The sequence below is a fragment of the Pectobacterium aroidearum genome, from assembly GCF_015689195.1.
Classification (GTDB): domain Bacteria; phylum Pseudomonadota; class Gammaproteobacteria; order Enterobacterales; family Enterobacteriaceae; genus Pectobacterium; species Pectobacterium aroidearum.
This window is the reverse complement of record NZ_CP065044.1, coordinates 974,415-993,052: the sequence shown is the minus strand read 5'-3', so window position 1 is coordinate 993,052 and position 18,638 is coordinate 974,415. Positions and strand designations below refer to the sequence as shown.

Annotated in this window: 21 protein-coding genes; 13 read left to right on the top strand and 8 right to left on the bottom strand. The window is 52.9% G+C overall.

What is annotated here, in order from left to right; genetic code table 11:
- The first annotated feature begins 4 nt into the window (after positions 1-4).
- The 3 genes from rnr (at position 5) to I2D83_RS04415 (ending at position 4,051) form a co-directional block, all read left to right on the top strand.
- Entirely contained in the window at positions 5-2,461 is a 2,457-nt protein-coding gene (gene rnr, locus I2D83_RS04425; RefSeq protein WP_205947614.1) for a ribonuclease R, read from the top strand.
- Positions 2,462-2,568: 107 nt separating this feature from the next.
- Positions 2,569-3,300 carry a 23S rRNA (guanosine(2251)-2'-O)-methyltransferase RlmB gene (gene rlmB / locus I2D83_RS04420; RefSeq protein WP_015841585.1) on the top strand — a complete coding sequence of 244 codons (732 nt, stop codon included), beginning with the start codon at positions 2,569-2,571 and terminating at the stop codon, positions 3,298-3,300.
- A 352-nt stretch (positions 3,301-3,652) separates the two neighbouring features.
- The gene (locus I2D83_RS04415) at positions 3,653-4,051 is read left to right on the top strand and encodes a DUF350 domain-containing protein (RefSeq protein WP_015841583.1); all 399 of its coding nucleotides are present in this window, start codon (positions 3,653-3,655) and stop codon (positions 4,049-4,051) included.
- A gap of 91 nt (positions 4,052-4,142) precedes the next feature.
- Here I2D83_RS04415 and bsmA read toward each other — a convergent pair whose 3' ends face one another.
- On the bottom strand, positions 4,143-4,451 hold the full coding sequence (gene bsmA, locus I2D83_RS04410; protein ID WP_181829231.1) for a biofilm peroxide resistance protein BsmA: 309 nt from the start codon (positions 4,449-4,451) through the stop codon (positions 4,143-4,145).
- Positions 4,452-4,554: 103 nt separating this feature from the next.
- Between bsmA and I2D83_RS04405 the strand changes: the two genes are divergently transcribed.
- Complete coding sequence (locus I2D83_RS04405) at positions 4,555-5,007, top strand: hypothetical protein (protein WP_205947613.1); 453 nt, start codon at positions 4,555-4,557, stop codon at positions 5,005-5,007.
- 35 nt (positions 5,008-5,042) lie between these two features.
- Here I2D83_RS04405 and prfH read toward each other — a convergent pair whose 3' ends face one another.
- From prfH to I2D83_RS04390, 3 genes are all read right to left on the bottom strand, one after another.
- A complete protein-coding gene (gene prfH, locus I2D83_RS04400; protein WP_205947612.1) occupies positions 5,043-5,666 on the bottom strand; it encodes a peptide chain release factor H in 624 nt (207 codons plus the stop codon).
- The gene (locus I2D83_RS04395; RefSeq protein WP_205947611.1) at positions 5,663-6,784 is read right to left on the bottom strand and encodes an RNA ligase RtcB family protein; all 1,122 of its coding nucleotides are present in this window, start codon (positions 6,782-6,784) and stop codon (positions 5,663-5,665) included. Before I2D83_RS04395 ends, prfH begins: the two co-directional genes overlap by 4 nt.
- Positions 6,785-7,142: 358 nt before the next feature.
- Complete coding sequence (locus I2D83_RS04390; RefSeq protein ID WP_205947610.1) at positions 7,143-9,083, bottom strand: methyl-accepting chemotaxis protein; 1,941 nt, start codon at positions 9,081-9,083, stop codon at positions 7,143-7,145.
- A 293-nt stretch (positions 9,084-9,376) separates the two neighbouring features.
- Here I2D83_RS04390 and yjfP point away from each other — a divergent pair, with 293 nt between their 5' ends.
- From yjfP to I2D83_RS04360, 6 genes are all read left to right on the top strand, one after another.
- Positions 9,377-10,129: an esterase gene (gene yjfP / locus I2D83_RS04385; RefSeq protein ID WP_194430980.1), complete on the top strand. Its 753-nt coding sequence runs from the start codon at positions 9,377-9,379 to the stop codon at positions 10,127-10,129.
- A gap of 181 nt (positions 10,130-10,310) precedes the next feature.
- Positions 10,311-10,703, top strand: coding sequence for a 30S ribosomal protein S6 (gene rpsF, locus I2D83_RS04380; protein ID WP_005974793.1), 393 nt, complete (start codon positions 10,311-10,313; stop codon positions 10,701-10,703).
- A gap of 5 nt (positions 10,704-10,708) precedes the next feature.
- Complete coding sequence (gene priB / locus I2D83_RS04375) at positions 10,709-11,029, top strand: primosomal replication protein N (protein WP_015841576.1); 321 nt, start codon at positions 10,709-10,711, stop codon at positions 11,027-11,029.
- Positions 11,030-11,033: 4 nt separating this feature from the next.
- The gene (rpsR, locus tag I2D83_RS04370; protein WP_005974788.1) at positions 11,034-11,261 is read left to right on the top strand and encodes a 30S ribosomal protein S18; all 228 of its coding nucleotides are present in this window, start codon (positions 11,034-11,036) and stop codon (positions 11,259-11,261) included.
- A 41-nt stretch (positions 11,262-11,302) separates the two neighbouring features.
- Positions 11,303-11,755, top strand: a complete 453-nt coding sequence (rplI, locus tag I2D83_RS04365) for a 50S ribosomal protein L9 (RefSeq protein ID WP_010279043.1) — start codon at positions 11,303-11,305, stop codon at positions 11,753-11,755.
- A 131-nt stretch (positions 11,756-11,886) separates the two neighbouring features.
- Complete coding sequence (locus I2D83_RS04360) at positions 11,887-12,249, top strand: DUF488 domain-containing protein (RefSeq protein ID WP_205947609.1); 363 nt, start codon at positions 11,887-11,889, stop codon at positions 12,247-12,249.
- Here I2D83_RS04360 and I2D83_RS04355 read toward each other — a convergent pair.
- A complete protein-coding gene (locus tag I2D83_RS04355) occupies positions 12,246-12,959 on the bottom strand; it encodes a LysM-like peptidoglycan-binding domain-containing protein (protein WP_205947608.1) in 714 nt (237 codons plus the stop codon). The two genes, I2D83_RS04360 and I2D83_RS04355, sit on opposite strands and share 4 nt — an antisense overlap.
- Positions 12,960-13,333: 374 nt before the next feature.
- Between I2D83_RS04355 and fklB the strand changes: the two genes are divergently transcribed.
- A complete protein-coding gene (gene fklB, locus I2D83_RS04350) occupies positions 13,334-13,954 on the top strand; it encodes a BamJ family beta-barrel-assembly machinery protein (RefSeq protein ID WP_205947607.1) in 621 nt (206 codons plus the stop codon).
- A gap of 81 nt (positions 13,955-14,035) precedes the next feature.
- On the opposite strand, the gene ytfE is transcribed toward fklB, so the two are convergent.
- Both ytfE and ipdC read right to left on the bottom strand, forming a co-directional pair.
- On the bottom strand, positions 14,036-14,701 hold the full coding sequence (gene ytfE / locus I2D83_RS04345; RefSeq protein WP_015841572.1) for an iron-sulfur cluster repair protein YtfE: 666 nt from the start codon (positions 14,699-14,701) through the stop codon (positions 14,036-14,038).
- A 269-nt stretch (positions 14,702-14,970) separates the two neighbouring features.
- Complete coding sequence (ipdC, locus tag I2D83_RS04340; protein ID WP_205947606.1) at positions 14,971-16,638, bottom strand: indolepyruvate decarboxylase; 1,668 nt, start codon at positions 16,636-16,638, stop codon at positions 14,971-14,973.
- Between the two features lie 298 nt (positions 16,639-16,936).
- Between ipdC and I2D83_RS04335 the strand changes: the two genes are divergently transcribed.
- Positions 16,937-17,359, top strand: a complete 423-nt coding sequence (locus I2D83_RS04335) for a DUF2502 domain-containing protein (RefSeq protein WP_205947605.1) — start codon at positions 16,937-16,939, stop codon at positions 17,357-17,359.
- Positions 17,360-17,417: 58 nt separating this feature from the next.
- On the opposite strand, the gene I2D83_RS04330 is transcribed toward I2D83_RS04335, so the two are convergent.
- Positions 17,418-17,972, bottom strand: a complete 555-nt coding sequence (locus I2D83_RS04330; RefSeq protein WP_039277901.1) for a flavodoxin family protein — start codon at positions 17,970-17,972, stop codon at positions 17,418-17,420.
- A 255-nt stretch (positions 17,973-18,227) separates the two neighbouring features.
- Here I2D83_RS04330 and I2D83_RS04325 point away from each other — a divergent pair, with 255 nt between their 5' ends.
- Entirely contained in the window at positions 18,228-18,611 is a 384-nt protein-coding gene (locus tag I2D83_RS04325; RefSeq protein WP_015841568.1) for a winged helix-turn-helix transcriptional regulator, read from the top strand.
- Positions 18,612-18,638 lie beyond the last annotated feature (27 nt).

Sequence of the window (18,638 nt, the reverse complement as noted above, 5' to 3'; positions counted from 1 at the left end):
CGCAATGTCACAAGATCCATTCCTGGAACGAGAAGCAGAAAAATACGAATCCCCCATCCCCAGTCGTGAATATATTTTGGCGCACATCGCCAAGCGCGATACCCCGATTAGCCGGGAAGAATTAGCCGCCGACCTGCAATTAACCGGAGAAGAACCTCTCGAAGCACTGCGCCGCCGCCTGCGTGCGATGGAGCGTGACGGTCAGCTTATTTTTACCCGCCGCCAGTGTTATGCGTTGCCGGAAAAACTCGATCTGCTGCGTGGGACGGTTATTGGTCACCGCGATGGCTTTGGCTTCCTGCGTGTGGAAGGCCGTAAAGACGATCTTTATCTGTCGGCTGAAGAGATGAAACGGGCGATTCACGGCGATGTCGTGCTGGCACAGCCGCTGGGCGCGGATCGTAAAGGCCGTCGTGAAGGGCGCATCGTGCGCGTGCTGGAACCGCGTACCGGACAAATTGTCGGCCGCTATTTTGTCGATGCCGGTGTCGGGTTCGTGGTGCCGGATGACAGTCGTCTGAGCTTTGATATTCTGATCCCGAAAGAAGAAATTAACGGCGCCCGCATGGGCTTTGTGGTGGTGGTTGAACTGACGCAACGCGCCACACGCCGCACGAAGGCGGTCGGTAAGATCGTCGAGATCCTCGGTGATAACATGGGAACCGGGCTGGCAGTGGATATCGCCCTGCGTACCCACGATATTCCGCACACCTGGCCACCGAAAGTGGAAGAGCAGGTGAAAGATCTTGCTGAGGAAGTGCCGGAAGCGGCGAAAAAAGGTCGTGTGGATCTGCGTAAGCTGCCGCTGGTGACGATTGACGGCGAAGATGCCCGCGATTTTGATGATGCCGTCTACTGCGAGAAGAAACGCGGCGGCGGCTGGCGGCTGTGGGTCGCCATCGCGGACGTAAGCTATTATGTGCGGCCGAATACGCCGCTCGACCATGAAGCGCGGGCGCGTGGCACCTCGGTGTACTTCCCGTCGCAGGTGGTCCCAATGCTGCCGGAAGTGCTGTCGAACGGACTATGTTCGCTTAACCCGCAGGTTGACCGTCTGTGTATGGTCTGTGAAATGACGGTATCGGCACAGGGCAAGCTGTCGTCCTACAAATTCTATGAAGCGGTGATGAGTTCACACGCGCGTCTGACCTACACCAAAGTGTGGAATATTCTGCAAGGTGACGCCGAGCTGCGTGAGCATTACAAACCGTTGGTGGGTGGGCTGGAAGAGCTGCACCACATGTATAAGGTGCTTGAGCACGCGCGTGAAGTGCGCGGCGGTATCGCGTTTGAAACTGAAGAAGCGAAGTTCATTTTCAACGCTGAGCGCCGTATCGATCGTGTGGAAGCCGTGGTGCGCAACGATGCCCATAAGCTGATCGAAGAGTGCATGATTCTGGCGAATATCTCCGCCGCGAAATTTGTGGAGAAAAACGAAGAGCCAGCGCTGTTCCGCGTACACGATCAGCCGAGTGAAGATCATGTATTAGCTCTGCGCAGCGTGCTGGGCGAGCTGGGTCTGACGCTGAAAGGTGGAATGAAACCACAGCCGAAAGACTACGCGGAATTGATGAATGAGGTGGCGGATCGTCCCGATCGGGAAATGCTGCAAACCATGCTGCTGCGTTCCATGAAACAGGCGATTTATGACCCGGAAAACCGGGGGCACTTCGGGTTGGCCTTGACGTCTTACGGCCACTTTACGTCGCCAATTCGTCGTTATCCTGACCTGTCGCTGCACCGCGCGATTAAATATCTGCTGAGCAATCGCCATGAGCGTTGGACACCGACGGGGGGCTGGCACAGCGATATTAACGAGATGCTACAGCTGGGTATGCACTGTTCGATGACGGAGCGCCGGGCGGATGAAGCCACGCGCGACGTTGCGGACTGGCTGAAGTGCGACTTTATGCAGGATCACGTGGGTGAAGTCTTTACGGGAATCATCTCCAGCGTGACCGGTTTTGGCTTCTTCGTACGCCTGAAAGATCTGTTTATTGATGGTCTGGTGCACGTTTCTACGCTGGATAATGACTACTACCGTTACGATAATATCGGTCAGCGACTGATCGGTGAATCACGCGGGCAAGTTTATCGTCTGGGTGATGAAGTCGAAATTCGCGTTGAGGCGGTGCATATGGATGAGCGCAACATTGATTTTGCGTTGATTTCCAGCACGCGCAAGGTTCGTGGTGAAGGGAAAACCTCACGCGACCGTGCGAAGAAACCGGATTCGCGTGAGGCTAAGCCAGCTCGACGTCGTCGCAGCGCCAGCAAAGCGCCGGCAAACTTTGAGCCGGATGCCGCCTTCCGCAAAGAAGGCGACCGCAACGCGAAATCGGATAAGCCAAAAGCCAAGCCGAAAAAGAACCGCGATAAAGCGAAAAAGAACGCGGAAAAAACGCGTAAAATCGCCGCCGCAACCAAAGCGAAACGAGCAAAGAAAAAGTCTGCTGAGTAAGGTCAGCTAACCTGTTTCCTCCCCTGTGAAGGGGAGGATGGCGTGGGGCGAACCTCTATCTCTAAATTAACGGGCACTGCCTGTTATGGTTAATTTGAAGAGTATCAATGAGCGAAATTATTTACGGTATCCATGCAGTTAAGGCACTGCTTGAGCGCGATCCACAGCGTTTTCTGGAAGTTTTTGTTCTGAAAGGACGCGACGATCGTCGCCTTCAGCCTGTGATTGCGGAGCTGGAAGCGCAGGGCATCGTCATTCAAGTGGCGAATCGCCAATGGCTGGATAAGCAGGCTGACGACGCGGTGCATCAGGGGATCGTAGCGAAAGTCAAAGAAGGGCGGAAATATCAGGAAAACGACCTGCCTGCATTGTTAGACAATCTGGAAACGCCTTTCTTGCTGATATTGGACGGCGTGACCGATCCGCATAATCTGGGTGCATGCCTGCGTAATGCGGACGGTGCTGGCGTGCATGCGGTGATCGTGCCGCGCGATCGCTCTGCGCAGCTTAATGCGACGGTGAAGAAGGTTGCCTGTGGTGCAGCGGAAACCGTACCGGTTATCAGCGTGACCAATCTGGCGCGTACGATGCGTCTGTTGCAGGAGCGTAATATCTGGATCGTCGGCACGGCGGGTGAAGCGGATCATACGCTGTACCAAAGCAAGCTGACCGGGCCACTGGCGCTGGTCATGGGCGCGGAAGGGGAAGGGATGCGTCGCCTGACCCGCGAGCATTGTGATGAGTTGATCAGTATTCCGATGGCAGGCAGCGTGTCTTCACTGAATGTGTCTGTTGCCACTGGCGTGTGTCTGTTTGAAGCCGTTCGCCAGCGTGCGTAGTGACTGTTGTTATTGATAATAGCGAGGTGCCATCAGGCACCTCCTTAGATCGTTGACAAACCTATTCTTTTCTAACGAAAACGGAAGTAATGGAATAGAAGCGCAAGGCGACAACAGTGCCAGAAACGGTTTGGAACGTCGCTTGCGGCGTCGTTATGATCTATCCGGTACTACCGCTCTGTTGATTTTGTCTGCAATCTTACCCTCATTTCTTGTGGTTGAGAGATCTGGCATTTGTTATCACGTAAAGTCATGTATAAACGCTTTGCTATGCAAGAATCATCTATATCCTTCGTTCTTCCCTTTGCCCGTTGCTGACGCGCCATGGGGCTCATTTAAAAGGAATATCGCTATGCCTATTGTTACGTCGCTACTCGCTTTCGCCTCTTATTTCTTTATCGGGTTTGCCATGGTGCTGGCCTTTCTGTTTATCTACACCCGCGTTACGCCGCATGATGAATGGGCGCTGATTAAAGAGAACAATGGTACGGCAGCCATTGGGTTTGGTGGGGCGTTAATTGGTTATGTGATCCCGCTTTCCAGTGCGGCGATTAATTCCGTGAGTCTGGTGGATTACATTACCTGGGGCGTGGTTGCGCTGGTGGTGCAATTACTGATTTATTTCGCTGTGCGCCTGTATATGCCGCGTCTTAGCCAGCATATCCAGAATAACGATGTTGCCTCTGGTGCCTTTCTTTGTGCCGCCTCGCTCAGCGGCGGGATTCTGAATGCGGCGTGTATGTCGTATTAATTTGCCACTGCATGACGATACCGGGAATCTGCCCGGTATTTTTTTGTCCGCCACCCTCGCCAACCATGTTTTGACAACCTGTCCCGCAGATTCAGCGGTACAGCACGGCGCGCGCGAACCACATGCCGGGGAGCGTTGCGGCCTCGGATTTCAGCACAATCACATAATAGTGTGCGCCGGAGGCATCGGCTTTTTGTTGAAGGGCGCGATCGACATCATCTGCGTTTCCGCGCATGCTCACCGAAATCGTCCCCATTTTTTCCAACTGGCTGGTTTGCGCGTAGCGAATTTCAAGCGCTTTCTCCGCAGGCGGCGGTGCCGCGACAGGCTTACCTTGTATGATCTGGCAGCCGGACAGCACCAGTATTAAGGGTAAGAAAAGTATCCGTACGATGTTCATCGTTTCAGCCTTAGGAATTGATAGCGGAAGTGTAGCGCTATCATCAGGCTAATGGCACTCTCTTTAACAGGGAAAACGTTCAACGTGGGAAGGAGTCTGATCTGTGTGTCGTATCGTTAACTTTGCTTTTTGGCTGTTGTTTATTGGCTGCGCATATGCCGAACCTTCATTACATGAATTAGATTCGATCTATCAGCAGTGCCGTGATCGGGGCAAGGAAAGTCCCGTCACATTACCGCCTGAAAATGATTGGTTCTGGACGTTAAACAACGATGATAAAGCCACTACGCTTGTTTATTTGAATGAACAGGCGATGAACCGCTGTACCGGAAGTGAGGTGGATAAATTGGCGATAAAAGCATTCCATTTGGCGGTGGAGGGCGAACGCGGGTTTTTGGATAGACTCATTGCGGCGCGAACAACAACGTTAAAGCCTTTGCAGCAGCAATGGATAGCTTCGCATCGTGATGAGCTTAATCGACTCGGTCAACAGTCAGATCTACAGATGCCGTTCAGCCTATCTCAATACTTTAAGGCCATTTCCGAGAGGAAATAACAGGCGGGCAATCGGTGCCCGCCTGTGAGTTGAGGTCAGCGCGATGTGACCAGCGTGAAATCTTCGCCTTTGAAGACTTTTACCGGATTGCCGCGTTCGATCTGGTGATGGAACAGACGCCGCTGTGCCCGTAGTTCGGCATGCTGCTGTTGCTGTAACGCTTCCAGACGATAGGCGATGAGGTAACAGGCCAGACGCTTGTTCGCGTGCTGACTGCGTTCACTCTGCACCTTTACTGTGATGCCGCTGGCGACATGGGTAGCGCGGACGGCAGACTCGGTTTTATTCACATGCTGTCCGCCGGGGCCGGAGGATTTGGTGGCTTCAAAACGAATCTCGTTATCGGCAAACGCCTGTTCCTGATGAAAGCGTGCGACGCCGATAAACCAGTTCTTACGTCCACCCCCTTTACGCCACGGGCTATTGCACGTCCACTGAAGCGTACCGCACCAGCTGGCAGCCAGCGGTTCCGCCCGATCGCCGTTTAACAGCACCAGTGCGGAACGCAGTGTGCCAGAGCGTTTCCCTGCTTCGGTTTCGATGATCTCACATTCGATACCTTGCCGGGCGGCATCCCGTATCAGAGCCTGTAAGGCTTTTGCCGTTGCCAGCATGCATTCGTCCGGCCCCTGCGCGGCGGAGAGCTGAAGCAATATCATTTATCCTCCCCGCGCGTTTTGTAGGTGAGAACCGGTTTCAGGCGAGCAATCAGCGTGATTAATCCCGCCTGTTGCATCGCGCCAATCACGCTGTCTATCGGCTTGTAGGCTTCTGGCGCTTCCTGAAAAATCAGCTGCCTGTCCTGACAAATGACGCGACTGCCAAAGCGGGTACGTGCCAGTTGCTGGACGCTGTAACGTGAAGACAGCCGATCTTTGCACTCCGTGCGCATCCACTTTCTCCCTGCGCCATGCGCCAGTGAATACAGGCTGTCGGCGTGAGGGATAGGTTGTACGATGTAGCTGTAGTCACCGCGTGAACCGGGAATGATGACCGGGCCGCAATCGGCAGGCGTCGCGCCTTTGCGGTGCAGCCAGCCAGAAATGCCTTCAATCGTTGTCGGTGTCACCATATTGTGGTTCACGTCCAGTGCGGCATCGCCTTCCGTATGCCAGCGATCCAGCATCCGCTGGGCGATCAGTCGCCGATTGTTGGTAGCAAACGTCAGCGCGAACTGGTGCTGTTCCAGATAGGCCTCTGCGGCTGGCGTGTTGGCTTCAAGCCCCTGATGGCCGAATTCCCGCACATGGGCTTCCAGTATGGTTTGCCCTAATCCGCGTGAGCCGCTGTGAACGAGCAACAGCAGCTGTTTAGGATCAATATGCAGAGCGTGCAGCGCATCTGGCTGATAAATGTCATCAAGCTGCTGCAATTCTGCAAAGTGGTTGCCGCCGCCGATGGTGCCTAGCGAATAGCGGAAATCCGCCAGCGCGGGTGGAATTTCGATATCGTCTTCCAGTGGTCCATCAATATTGCCAAGCCGTTTCTCCAGCTTATCCAACGAAATCTTGTTGGCATTAAGGCCTGTGCGCCATAGCGCCATACCGCAGCCGATATCGTTTCCGACCAGCGCCGGATAGAAGCGCTGTTGTGAAAAAAAGGCGGCACCAATAGGGTAGCCACGGCCCGGATGCAAATCTGGCATGCCGGCCACGCGGACCATATCGGGAAGTTGTGATGTAATTTGAAGCTGTTGGATTGCTTTATCTTCAATCCAGGTATTTTCCGTCGCGATCACACTGACGCGCGCCGAAATAGAGCGAATAGCATTGCCCATAGATCATCCTGCTGATCAATTTAAAAATAGGGTAAGGCAGGCTACAGCTGGGGGGATAACGCAAAGCGGAAAAGAATGCGGAATTAGTCCCGAGATGTCCTGCAAAGAATCAGAGTTAGTGTTGTCATGATGTCGTCTCCTTTGTCAGTGTGGGGGAAGGGTGAAAAAACGTCGGCATAATACTCAAGTGGGGGCCATCGTGCAATACCTGCAACACGATGGCCATACCCGTCATACTTCAAGCTGCAGGTGTGTTGGCTGCGTTCAGTTACCCGAATCACTTACCTGAGTAAGCTCATCGGGATGCCTTCTCTTGCCGCCTGCCTGCAACTCGAATTATTTAGGGTATGTGTGAATGTTAAATACGGAAGACGCTGACCAGTTCGCTGAGGTGGTGGCCTTTCTGGCGCAGACCCTGTGCGGTGTCTTCCGAGTTGTTGACCAGAATGGTGTTTTCCTGCGTTGCCTGACCAATTTGTACAATCGCGATATTCACCTGGCCAATACCGGCAGACTGCTCGCGTGAGGCGATATCGATATCGTTCACGATGGTGCTGACTTGGAGGATACGGTTACGCAAGTCGTCCATTACCGCCTGCGTTTTTTCTGAGAAATGGTAACCCGCTTCGATTTTCTCCAGCGATTCATCAATCAGGGTTTCGATCTCTTTCACCGCGGTAGAACTGCGCTGCGCCAGCGCGCGCACTTCGGCAGCAACTACGGCGAAGCCTCTGCCGTGTTCACCTGCACGCGCGGCTTCAACCGCCGCATTCAGCGCCAGAATGTTGGTCTGGAAAGCGATGGATTCGATCACCGTCGTGATATCGGCAATTCGCTGCGAGGAGTTCTTGATGTCGCTCATCGTAGAAACGGAGTCGGTGACGGTCTGGCTACCGCTACGTGCCGCTGCGGCACTCTGCTCTGCCAGATCTTTGGCGGCGGAGACGTTATCGGCGTTCTGCTTCACGCTGGCGGAGAGCTGCTCCATGCTGGCAGACGTCTCTTCGACGCTGCTGGCCTGACGGGCAATCTGCTCGCTGATGTTCTCGCTATCGGCAGCTAGTGCATCGGTGCTGGCACTGATTTCTTCGGATGCATTTCTGACCTGTGACACAATCGTCGTTAGCCCTTGTCCGATGCCGTTAATGGCATCGATCAGCCGACCTACTTCGTCGTAACGGTTACTGGAAAGCGTCGCCGTCAGGTTACCGGCAGAAAACTGTTCCGCCACTTTGACGATTTCAACGAGCGGCTGGCTTAGCCATTTGCGCGTCAGCACGACAAAGAATGCGGCGAAGAGCAGAACCAGAATAATACCGCCACCTAAAAACAGGTTACGAGTGTGATTAATCTCAGCCATGAGGCTTTCTTTACTCACTGTGCCAGCAACAATCCAGTTCCACTGTGGAATACTGCGATACACCATGATTCGGGTTTTTTCTTCGCCGGTCATCGTGTTGTTGTCGTATTCGATCGTGCCATTACCGGTTGCCAGCACTTTCTCTAACGCACCTTCCGACCAGTCAGGGCGCTGGTTGGCGTTGCTTTGGTGGTAAAGGTAGTTGCCCGCATCTTTTCCTTTTTTCGTATTAAGCACAAAGAAATGGCCTGTCTCACCCATTTTTTTGTTCAGAATCGTTTGTTGCATCTCGGTAAATTGCTTCGTGATGTCGACACCGACGAACAGAATGCCGATAACCTTGCTGGCACTGTCGCGTATCGGCTGGTACTGGGTGATGTACTGTTTGCCGAACAGCGTTGCTAGCCCACTGTAGGTTTCACCTTTCATCACGAGGGCATAGGCTGGGCTCTCACGATCGAGCTTGGTGCCCATCGCGCGCGATCCGTCTTCTTTTTTCAGTGACGTGGTGACGCGCGTAAAATCTTCTCCATCTCGGACAAAAATCGTTGAGATCGCGTGGGTACGGCTCAGAAAGTCATCTGGCACTTCGGTGTTGAGGTTCAAGACCGTATCGCCAGCCTTAAGCGTTGGCTGAGAAGCGTTGCCTAAAGGCGTACGGTTAACGGTATCCAGCGAAAACTGCGTCGGCAGAAAGCTTGCCAGCAGACGCGTATAGTTGCTGACCTCGGCTTGTAGGCTGGTATCGTACATGTTGATCATGTCGGTGACTCCATTCACCTGGCTCTGCATGTCATTGAGGGTCAAAGATTTCAGCTGATTGCCTGCGGAGCGGGTAAGAGTGAGGGTGAAGACAATGAACAATATCGCCACGCTCAGGGAGGCGATAATTGATAACTTGATACCCAAACCCCAGTGTTTAAAGGAAAGTCCCAACATACGTGTGTCTCTTATAATAAAAAGGTTATTTTTTAGTCTTGCTTCACATGCGTTAACGGCAGTAAATGAAAAAAAATTAATCACGGAGTGTAAACATTCATTTCAGTTATTGATCTGGATCAATGTGATTTTTTTATTTACATAAATACGCCGATTAAACCAGCACGGAATTCATGACGACACGGGATAAGAAGATTGCTGTGAGTGGGTTTATCGTAAAAGGATGCCCCCTTTCTGCTAAATACGATTTCGCTACATAAAAATAGGCTGACAGAACGGAAAACGAGGGAAATATGGTCGAAATGTCATTAGATAAGCTCGGTAGCGGTATTGAGGCAATTCACGCGGTACCGGCGGGAAGCAGAGATCTGCCGTTACCGACGATTTTTTTCTTCCATGGTTACACCTCATCAAAAGAGGTGTATTCGTATTTTGGCTACGCGTTGGCGCAGGCTGGGTTTCGGGTGATCCTGACCGATGCAGCTATGCACGGTGCGCGCTATGACGGCGATGAATCGCTGCGGTTGGCTCATTTCTGGGACATCCTGCAAACGAATATTGAAGAACTCCCAGGCTATGTGGCGGAATATCGGCAGCGTGGCTTGATCGACGGGGAGCGGATTGGCGTTTGCGGTGCGTCGCTCGGTGGAATGAGTGCGCTCGGCTGTATGGCGCGTTATCCCTGGATTACTGCGGTGGCGGCGTTTATGGGCTCCGGCTATTTCTCTACGCTGTCGTCGGCGCTGTTTCCTCCGGTTCCGGCCGATGGTGAGGAAAATCAGGCGGTATTGCAGGCATTAGCGACCAAGCTGGCGGATTATGATGTCAGCACGCGTCTGGACGCGCTGTCCAATCGACCGCTGCTGGTATGGCACGGTGAAGCGGATGACGTCGTGCCAGCGGCAGAAAGCGTTCATCTTTATCAGGCATTACAGGCGCGTGATAAACTGGCTAACCTGACGTATCTGACTGAGCCGGGCGTGGGGCATCGCATTACGCCAACGGCGCTACAGGCGGGCGCTGATTTCTTCCGACGGACGCTGTAATTTTGCCCCTGGCGCTGAAATATCACCACGCAGAAAACTCCTGTGTTTCTTCCTTGTGTTCTTTAATGTCGGGCACTATACTTACGCGTCATTTTTTCAGCCGCACACATACACGTTCCTTGCCTCCACGGGCCGCGGTTGACCCAGACAGGAGGCTGAATAATCCGTAAGGAGCAATTCGATGCGTCATTACGAAATCGTATTTATGGTTCATCCTGACCAGAGCGAACAGGTTCCGGGCATGATCGAGCGCTACACTGCTACCATCACTGGTGCGCAGGGCACGATCCACCGTCTGGAAGACTGGGGCCGCCGTCAACTGGCTTACCCGATCAACAAACTGCACAAGGCACACTACGTTCTGCTGAACGTTGAAGCGCCGCAGGAAGCGATCGATGAGCTGGAAACAAACTTCCGCTTTAACGATGCCGTTATCCGCAGCATGGTTATGCGCGTTAAGCACGCGGTAACTGAAGCATCTCCAATGGTGAAAGCGAAAGACGAACGCCGTGAGCGTCGTGAAGATTTCGCTGAAGCTGGCGATGATGTGGATGCAGGGGATTCTGAAGAGTAATTGTTGTGGTGACGGTGAATCGTCTGGTGTTGTCCGGCACAGTGTGCAAGACGCCCATTCGTAAAGTCAGCCCGTCAGGTATTCCTCACTGCCAGTTTGTGCTTGAGCACCGCTCGACGCAGGAGGAAGCCGGATTGAGTCGGCAAGCATGGTGTCGTATGCCCGTGATTGTCAGCGGACTCTCGTCACAAGCAGTTACCCACAGTATAACGGTCGGCACGCAACTTACCGTGCATGGTTTCATTAGCTGCCATCAAGGGCGCAATGGGCTAAGCAAGATAGTGTTACATGCCGAGCAGATTGAATTGATAGATTCTGGAGACTAGCCACATGGCACGTTATTTCCGTCGTCGCAAATTCTGCCGTTTCACCGCGGAAGGCGTTGTAGAGATTGATTATAAAGATATCGCTACGCTGAAAAACTATATCACTGAAAGCGGCAAGATTGTTCCGAGCCGTATCACCGGTACTCGTGCAAAATACCAGCGTCAGCTGGCCCGCGCTATCAAGCGTGCGCGTTACTTGTCTTTGTTGCCGTACACTGACCGTCATCAGTAATCGGCCACTGTCCATTAACGAGACTTTGAGAGGATAAAGTAATGCAAGTTATTCTGCTTGATAAAGTAGCAAACCTGGGCAGCCTGGGTGATCAGGTAAACGTTAAAGCGGGCTACGCTCGTAACTTCCTGGTTCCACAGGGCAAAGCTGTCCCGGCAACCAAGAAAAACGTTGAGTTCTTCGAAGCACGCCGTGCTGAACTGGAAGCCAAACTGGCTGACGTTCTGGCCGCTGCTGAAGCTCGCGCCGCTAAGATCAAAGAACTGGGTAGCGTTACTATCGCGTCTAAAGCAGGCGACGAAGGTAAACTGTTCGGTTCCATCGGTACTCGCGATATCGCTGATGCGGTAACGGCTGCCGGTGTTGACATCGCTAAGAGCGAAGTTCGCCTGCCGAACGGCGTTCTGCGTACTCTGGGTGAGCACGAAGTAAGCTTCCAGGTACACAGCGATGTATTTGCTGAGCTGAATGTAGTTGTTGTTGCTGAAGCGTAATTCACGTTTATCGTCGAATTAACACTTTAGTTAACATGTGAAACGCTGGCCTTGTGCCAGCGTTTTGCATTTTAGGGATTGGGGAAATGACCTATTATTACCGATACCTAAAAAGTGAGGCCGGAGGCCACATGCCTGACTTGATTCACCTCATCCGCGTCTATGACGCGCACGCGCCTTTCTCTTCTCCCACATTTCTTATTGACCGCCTGTGGCCGCGTGGCATCAGTAAAGCGCGTCTGGAAGGCGTTGAGTGGTTTAAAGACATTGCGCCGAGCAGTGAACTGCGGAAATGGTTTCACGCCGAGCCGGAGCGTTGGGCGGAATTTGTGGATTATTATCGTAATGAGCTCGCGCAGGGGACGGCGTGCGACCGGTTATTAACGTTGCTTGAGCAGCAGAGAGCCATCACGCTGCTTTATGGCAGTAAAGACGCGCAGCACAACCATGCCATCGTTCTGCGCGATTTTCTATTGGAACGGTTAGCCCGTTAGCGAGTACGCGTAAAGGCGCCATCTGCACCGCGGGTAAAGCGAATTGTCTGGTTCGCCGTGGTTTCGATTTCCAGTTCGGCGACCATGCCTTGCGCATTCAGCTGTAATTTAACTTCCTGACCTGCTCGTAAATTGCTGAGCGGCTTATCCCTGCCTTCCACCTGAGCCATCGCGAATACATCGCTGACGGGCAGATTGTTATCGCGAAAGAGCTGAGCCAGCGTTTGCCCTGATGCAATCTCATATTGCCGCCATGGTGCTGATGACGGCGTCGGAGGTGGCGTAGTAGCAGGCTGTTGCTGTGACATTGAAGGCTGGTTTTCAATAATCACGGCCTGCATTGCTTCCTGATTATCTGCCTGGGTAAGAGGAACTGGTGTGGTGCGGACAGGTTGTGGATGTTGTGCGCTGTAAGGCCAGAGCAATACGACCAATAGCAGGGCGATGGCGATTAAAATCCAGCGACGGTGGAGGAGCGGCAACGGTTCCATCCAGTGGTAACCATCGGGCAGATGCCAGATTTTTTGCAGCATGGCACCAAGGCGTTCACGCGGGGAAGCAGGAGGCAAGCGTTCCTGATCTTCGCGTTCCTCGTCGTTTTCTACGGCTACAGCATTTGAGGGCTGCCGCTGAATAATTCGCTGGCAGAAGCGTACTAGCGTTTGATAATCCCAGGTGGTTTTCCGCTTCCTGGGCGCAATTCTGCCCATGGTGACCTCTCTTACTACGGTTTAATATAAAAAACAGTTCAGTATAAAAACGGCATCACATAAAAATGATGTGATTAACAGCGCTATGCCAGTCACTACGCTATATCAGTAGAAAAGCGGCGTCGGCATAAAAACAGTATCAGGATGATAACGCAGTCCAGTATACCGATAATCTGCATGAGCTGACCAGTTAACGCGTTGATGATTAAGGTAACCACTGAGCCATGAACATCAGAACTACCAGTATAGGCCAGCTTCCCGGAATGGCTTGGCTGGCGTGCGGTTAACGTGATTACCTGCACACAGGATTTTACCCCAATCCCCGTCGCTGTTATGCTGCGCTTTCAGTTTTTTACAGATTAAAAGGAACATCCATGACAACTCCTTCTTTTGATAGCGTCGAAGCGCAGGCAAGTTACGGCATCGGCTTACAGGTTGGTCAACAGTTACAGGAATCAGGTCTTGAAGGTCTGATCCCAGAAGCTCTGCTTGCTGGTCTACGCGATGCGCTGGAAGGTAATGCGCCTGCGGTGCCTGTGGATGTGGTTCATCGTGCGCTGCGTGAAATTCACGAGCGTGCTGATGCGGTACGCCGCGAGCGCCAACAGGTGCTGGCGGTAGAAGGCCAGCAGTTCCTGGCTGAAAACGCGCAGAAAGAAGGCGTGAACAGCACGGAGTCTGGTCTGCAATTCCGTGTGTTGACTCAGGGTGAAGGTGCTATCCCGGCTCGTCAGGATCGCGTACGTGTACATTATACTGGTCGCCTGATTGACGGCAGCGTGTTCGATAGCTCCGTTCAGCGCGGTCAACCTGCTGAATTCCCGGTAAGCGGTGTGATTCCAGGCTGGATTGAGGCGTTGACGCTGATGCCAGTCGGCTCCAAATGGGAACTCTATATTCCACACAATCTGGCGTATGGCGAACGTGGCGCGGGTGCTTCCATTCCGCCGTTCAGCGCGCTGATTTTTGAAGTGGAACTGATGGAAATTCTGTAATCTCCAGACAAAGAAAGGCGCTCACTGAGCGCCTTTCTTATTTCTATTTTCTACTGACTTTCTTTTTTTATTGAAACGACATTACTCACCGCGCAGCGCGCGTGGGAACAGCAAATTGTTTTCCAGATGGATGTGCTCCATCAGGTCGGTAATGAACTCGTTGATACCGGAGTACAGCGCACGCCAGGTATTGCAGGCACCTTCCGGCGGCACCACGCCATGAGTCAGTTCTTTGACCACTTCCACATCACGCCCGGCATCATCGTGCTCATGCTCCATCACTGAAATCGGTGCCGCGGCATTCGCGCCCATTCCCTGACCGATCATTGGGAAGAGAATGCGCTCTTCTTTCATCATATGCTGAGACAGTTCGTTATAAATGGCGGTCAGCTGGTTTGCGAGGCCGTGTGGGCAGTCTGCTTTATCGTGATGCACACGCTCGACTTTTTCTGCCATCAGAATCAGTTCCGGCAGTTGTTCGCGGTGACGATCGTGAAAGCGGGGGATGATGTACGCGATAATGTCGGCCAGCGGTGCTTCACGCCAGTCCCGCGCATCAGAAGGCTGTGCGGCCAGTTTTTCTAACTGTGCTTCCAGCTCATCGATATTGAGATCTTTTTTGCCAGCGGCGCGACTGAGCGTTTGCTTTCCGCCGCAGCAGAAGTCCAGATTGAGTTCACGAAAGAGTTTGGTCGCGCGCGGAATAGCGATAGCCAACTCACCCAGGGATTGATCGCGGTATGCCATGATGATGCCTCTCAACGAATGCGGTTTATAAATTGCATTTTAAATGCATCTTTTGGCGTTGAATATACCGCTTACGAGGTAGGCGGTAAAAAGCATGCCGAGGTTGCTGACAAAGTCCGTATAGCGGTAGTAACGGATAGATCGTAAAGACGCTGTAAATACATCCCTGTACGCTCGGATTGCGCCATCCCTGGCGCAAACGCTTTACTCTTCTATTCCGTTACTCCCGTTCTCGTTCAATAAACGGGTTCGTCAACAGTCTGACTGTTCTACTGCACGGTATTGCGGGTCTCAAGCGACTGCGTGATGGTGTGTAAAAGCGCGGGAATATCCATTTTCGGCAACATGACCTCGATGAGCGACAAGCGAGATTCTGCGTTCACCTGTTTGAGCGTCTGTGCGAGAGCCGTCGGTGAGCACACCTGTTCGCAGAGTATTTCGTTTTCATCCGCGCCTAACGCAGCGGGAAGCTGTGTCCAGTTCCAGGCGGCGATATCGTTGTAGCGCTGTTCAGGGCCGTGAATCGCCCGTTCGACGGTGTAGCCCTCGTTATTCATCACCACAATGACCATATTCAAGCGATCGCGAATGATAGAACCAAGCTCTTGTACGGTAAGCTGAAGTGAGCCATCGCCGATCAACAGCACTACCCGCTGGTTCGGTTCGGCAATTTGTGCGCCGAATGCCGCTGGCAGAGAGTAACCTATCGAGCCCCATAGTGGTTGAACGATGAAATGGCAGCCCCTCGGTAACCGGAGCGTGGCGGCGCCAAAACATGAGGTGCCCTGATCGGTCACGAGAATATCGCCAGGGCGGAGGAAACGCTGTATCTGTTGCCAAAACTCGCGCTGATTGAGCGTGTCTTTTTGCTCTGACTGCGGTAAGGCCGGGGCTGTAATCGTGCGGTGATCCCAACGGGACGCCAGTGTTGTGGTGATGGTTTCCAGCGCGGCGATAGCGTCTGACATTGGAATTGAGGGGAAAACCTGGCTGCCGACGCGAGCCAATGTTGGCTGGATATCGATGTTTTTTTCGCAGGCAATCTGATGGCTGAATCCCGTCGTAATCGTATCGGTATAGCGCACGCCAACGCTGATGATGACATCCGCATCTTCGATGTGTGCACGAATCGCTTCGTCACTGCCGGCACCTGAGTAGGTGCCGGTGAAGTTGCGGTGCTGTTCGTTTAGCGTTCCTTTTCCCATCAGTAAGGTGGCGTGGGGGAACGGCGTGTTATCGATCCAGTGTTGGATTTGCTCTGCGACGCCCATGCGCTGAGCCAGAAAGTCAGCCAGCAATGAGACCGTGTTGGCTTTGCTCAGCATCGTGGTGGCTGCGGTGATAAAGGCCTGCAGCGAATCATCAGAACGGAGTGGTTCAGGAAGCGCAAGCGGGTATGGCTGTGCGCCGACCGGTGCCGCAGCCACGTCCAATGGCAGAAACAGATAGACCGGTTTGTGCTGAGAAAGCGCTTCTCCAATCACTCTGTCGATCTCTGTGGTTGCGTTTTCGACGGTGAGGCTGGCCTGCGCAGCGGTGACTTCCGCTGCCATGCGGGAAAAGCGGCTAAAATCGCCGTCGCCTAGAGTGTGGTGAAGTAATTCGCGGTTGCGTTGTGACGCGAGGCTGGGTGCAACAGCTATGTGAATAACAGGGAGGTATTCCGCGTAGCTGCCTGCAATGCCGTTAATCGCGCTGAGTTCACCCACCCCGAAGGTGGTGAGCAGTGCCGCTGCCGGACGGCATCGCGCATAGCCATCGGCGGCATAAGCGGCGTTTAACTCATTTGCGCAACCCACCCAGGTAATCTCCGGGTGGCTGATAACATGATCGAGAAAATGCAGGTTGTAGTCGCCCGGTACGCCGAAGAGGTGCTGAATACCGATCTGTGCCAGACGGTCCAATAAATAATCGCCCACCGTATAGTTTTCGCTCATTGCTGTTCCCTATATGAATGATGGATATTCTGAGAGTAAGTATTAGCGATAAGATGAATATTTCTAATATTTATTCCCTATGGTTAATCCATGAATCTGCGTTTTCTCGTAGAGTTAACGGTTTTTTAGGTTAGTTTTATTAATGAATTAGTAGGGCGCTGATGAATAGCGTGTAGTGGCGTTAGCGAAACGTTAAGAACAGTAAAATCAGGAAAATGCGTATTTATCTGATAGTGGCGCAGAGGAATTCCCGTATATCTTTGCCATGCCGCAATCGCGGTGAGCAAGGAGTTACCCTATGTTTAAGCCACTCGTCATCAGCGCCCTGTTTATGGGAATGTTTGTGGTTATGCCTACGCCAGAGGCTAAGGGAGCCAGCATCGATCTGATGCCCGGCGTCACGCTGAATATTGGCGAACGGGACAGACGTGGTAATTACTGGGATGGCTATGACTGGCGCAGCGAGCGCTGGTGGCAGGAGCACCGGGGTTACTATCGTGGTGAACGTAATCGACACGGTTATTATTGGGATGGCTGGCGCTGGCGCGATGCCCGCTGGTGGCGTGAGAGCCAACGCGATAGACGCGATTACGACAATCGCCGTTTTGATCCTCCACGCTATGTTGACGAACGTGGTCCGCGTCGCGGTGAGTGGGACAGACGTGGGCATGAGCGAGGAAATGGTTACTACCGCAATGGGCGGGGATCGTTCCGCGATTAGCCGGATAAAAAAAGCGCCGCGAAAGGGCGGCGCTTGTTCCTCGGATACTGGCGCTTAATTAGTTAGCCAGTTTTGCAGCGATGTCAGCGATACGCTGGCCATACAGCTTACCGGTTGCCAGATCGCCTGCGACCACTTCATCTACGCTGGCGTCAGACGGCGTCTGCGCCAGCAGACCCACGGAGCCCCCGAGGTTATTTAAATCGTCGCGTTTTGCCGCTTTGGCATTGGAAGGGAGCTGATTCAGGCTGACCCAAATACCGCCGTGCTGTGAAGCCAACGTTTGCAGGTAAATCAGCGTGACTTGCTTGTCCCCGTTCAGGCTAGCGCTGTTGGTAAAACCGCCAAACACTTTGTTGCTCCAGGTACGGGAAAACCAGGCTTTAGAACTGGCATCCGCAAATTTCTTGAACTGCCAGGTCGGGCCGCCCATGTAGGTCGGTGTACCAAAGATAATCGCATCGGCGGCGGCGAGTTTCTCCCACTCGGCATCGCTGATGTTTCCTTCCGCATCAATGGCAATCAGCTCGGCGTTAGCACCCTCGGCGACGGCCGTCGCCAAACGTTGTGTGTGACCATAGCCTGAATGATAAATAACAACTGCTTTTGACATAACCTATCCTCATTTCTCTGTGTTTATCAACAATACGCTGTGGCCATCATGTAGCCCTGCGAGTGATACGTGCTTTCTAATAGATACTAACTTTATAATGTGAGGACTATATCGGAGCCTCATGGTTCTGTTAAGAAAGCACTTTTAAGTGAGCTGGTATCTTCAAGGTAACTATACCTGTCATATTTCAAGCGGTTGTGTGTTGTCCGTCTTCGCGCAACTCGACTGATTTAAGGCACAGAGGGAAACTCAACGATGAACAAACGTTATGATGTTTATGCGCAGCATTGCCCGACCCGCATGATTTTGGATCGCGTGGCGGATAAATGGACGTTGCTGATCCTGAATATTCTGGTTGAACGGCCGATGCGCTTTAATCAGTTAAAACGCGACGTAGAAGGGATTTCACAAAAGGTATTGTCGCAAACGCTGAAGAATTTGGTGCGTGACGGTTTCGTCGAACGTACGGTCTTCCCAACCATTCCGGTGACGGTGGAATACGCCTCGACCGTGATGGGAAAAACGTTGGCCAAACCGATTGCCGAGCTGACGTACTGGGCGGAACAGAATATGGATAATGTGCTGTTATCCCAGCAGAAGTTTGATGCGTCAGCGAATAGTGCGGCTGAACCGCTGTAAGGCCAGCGTTCAGGCTCCTGCCGTAGC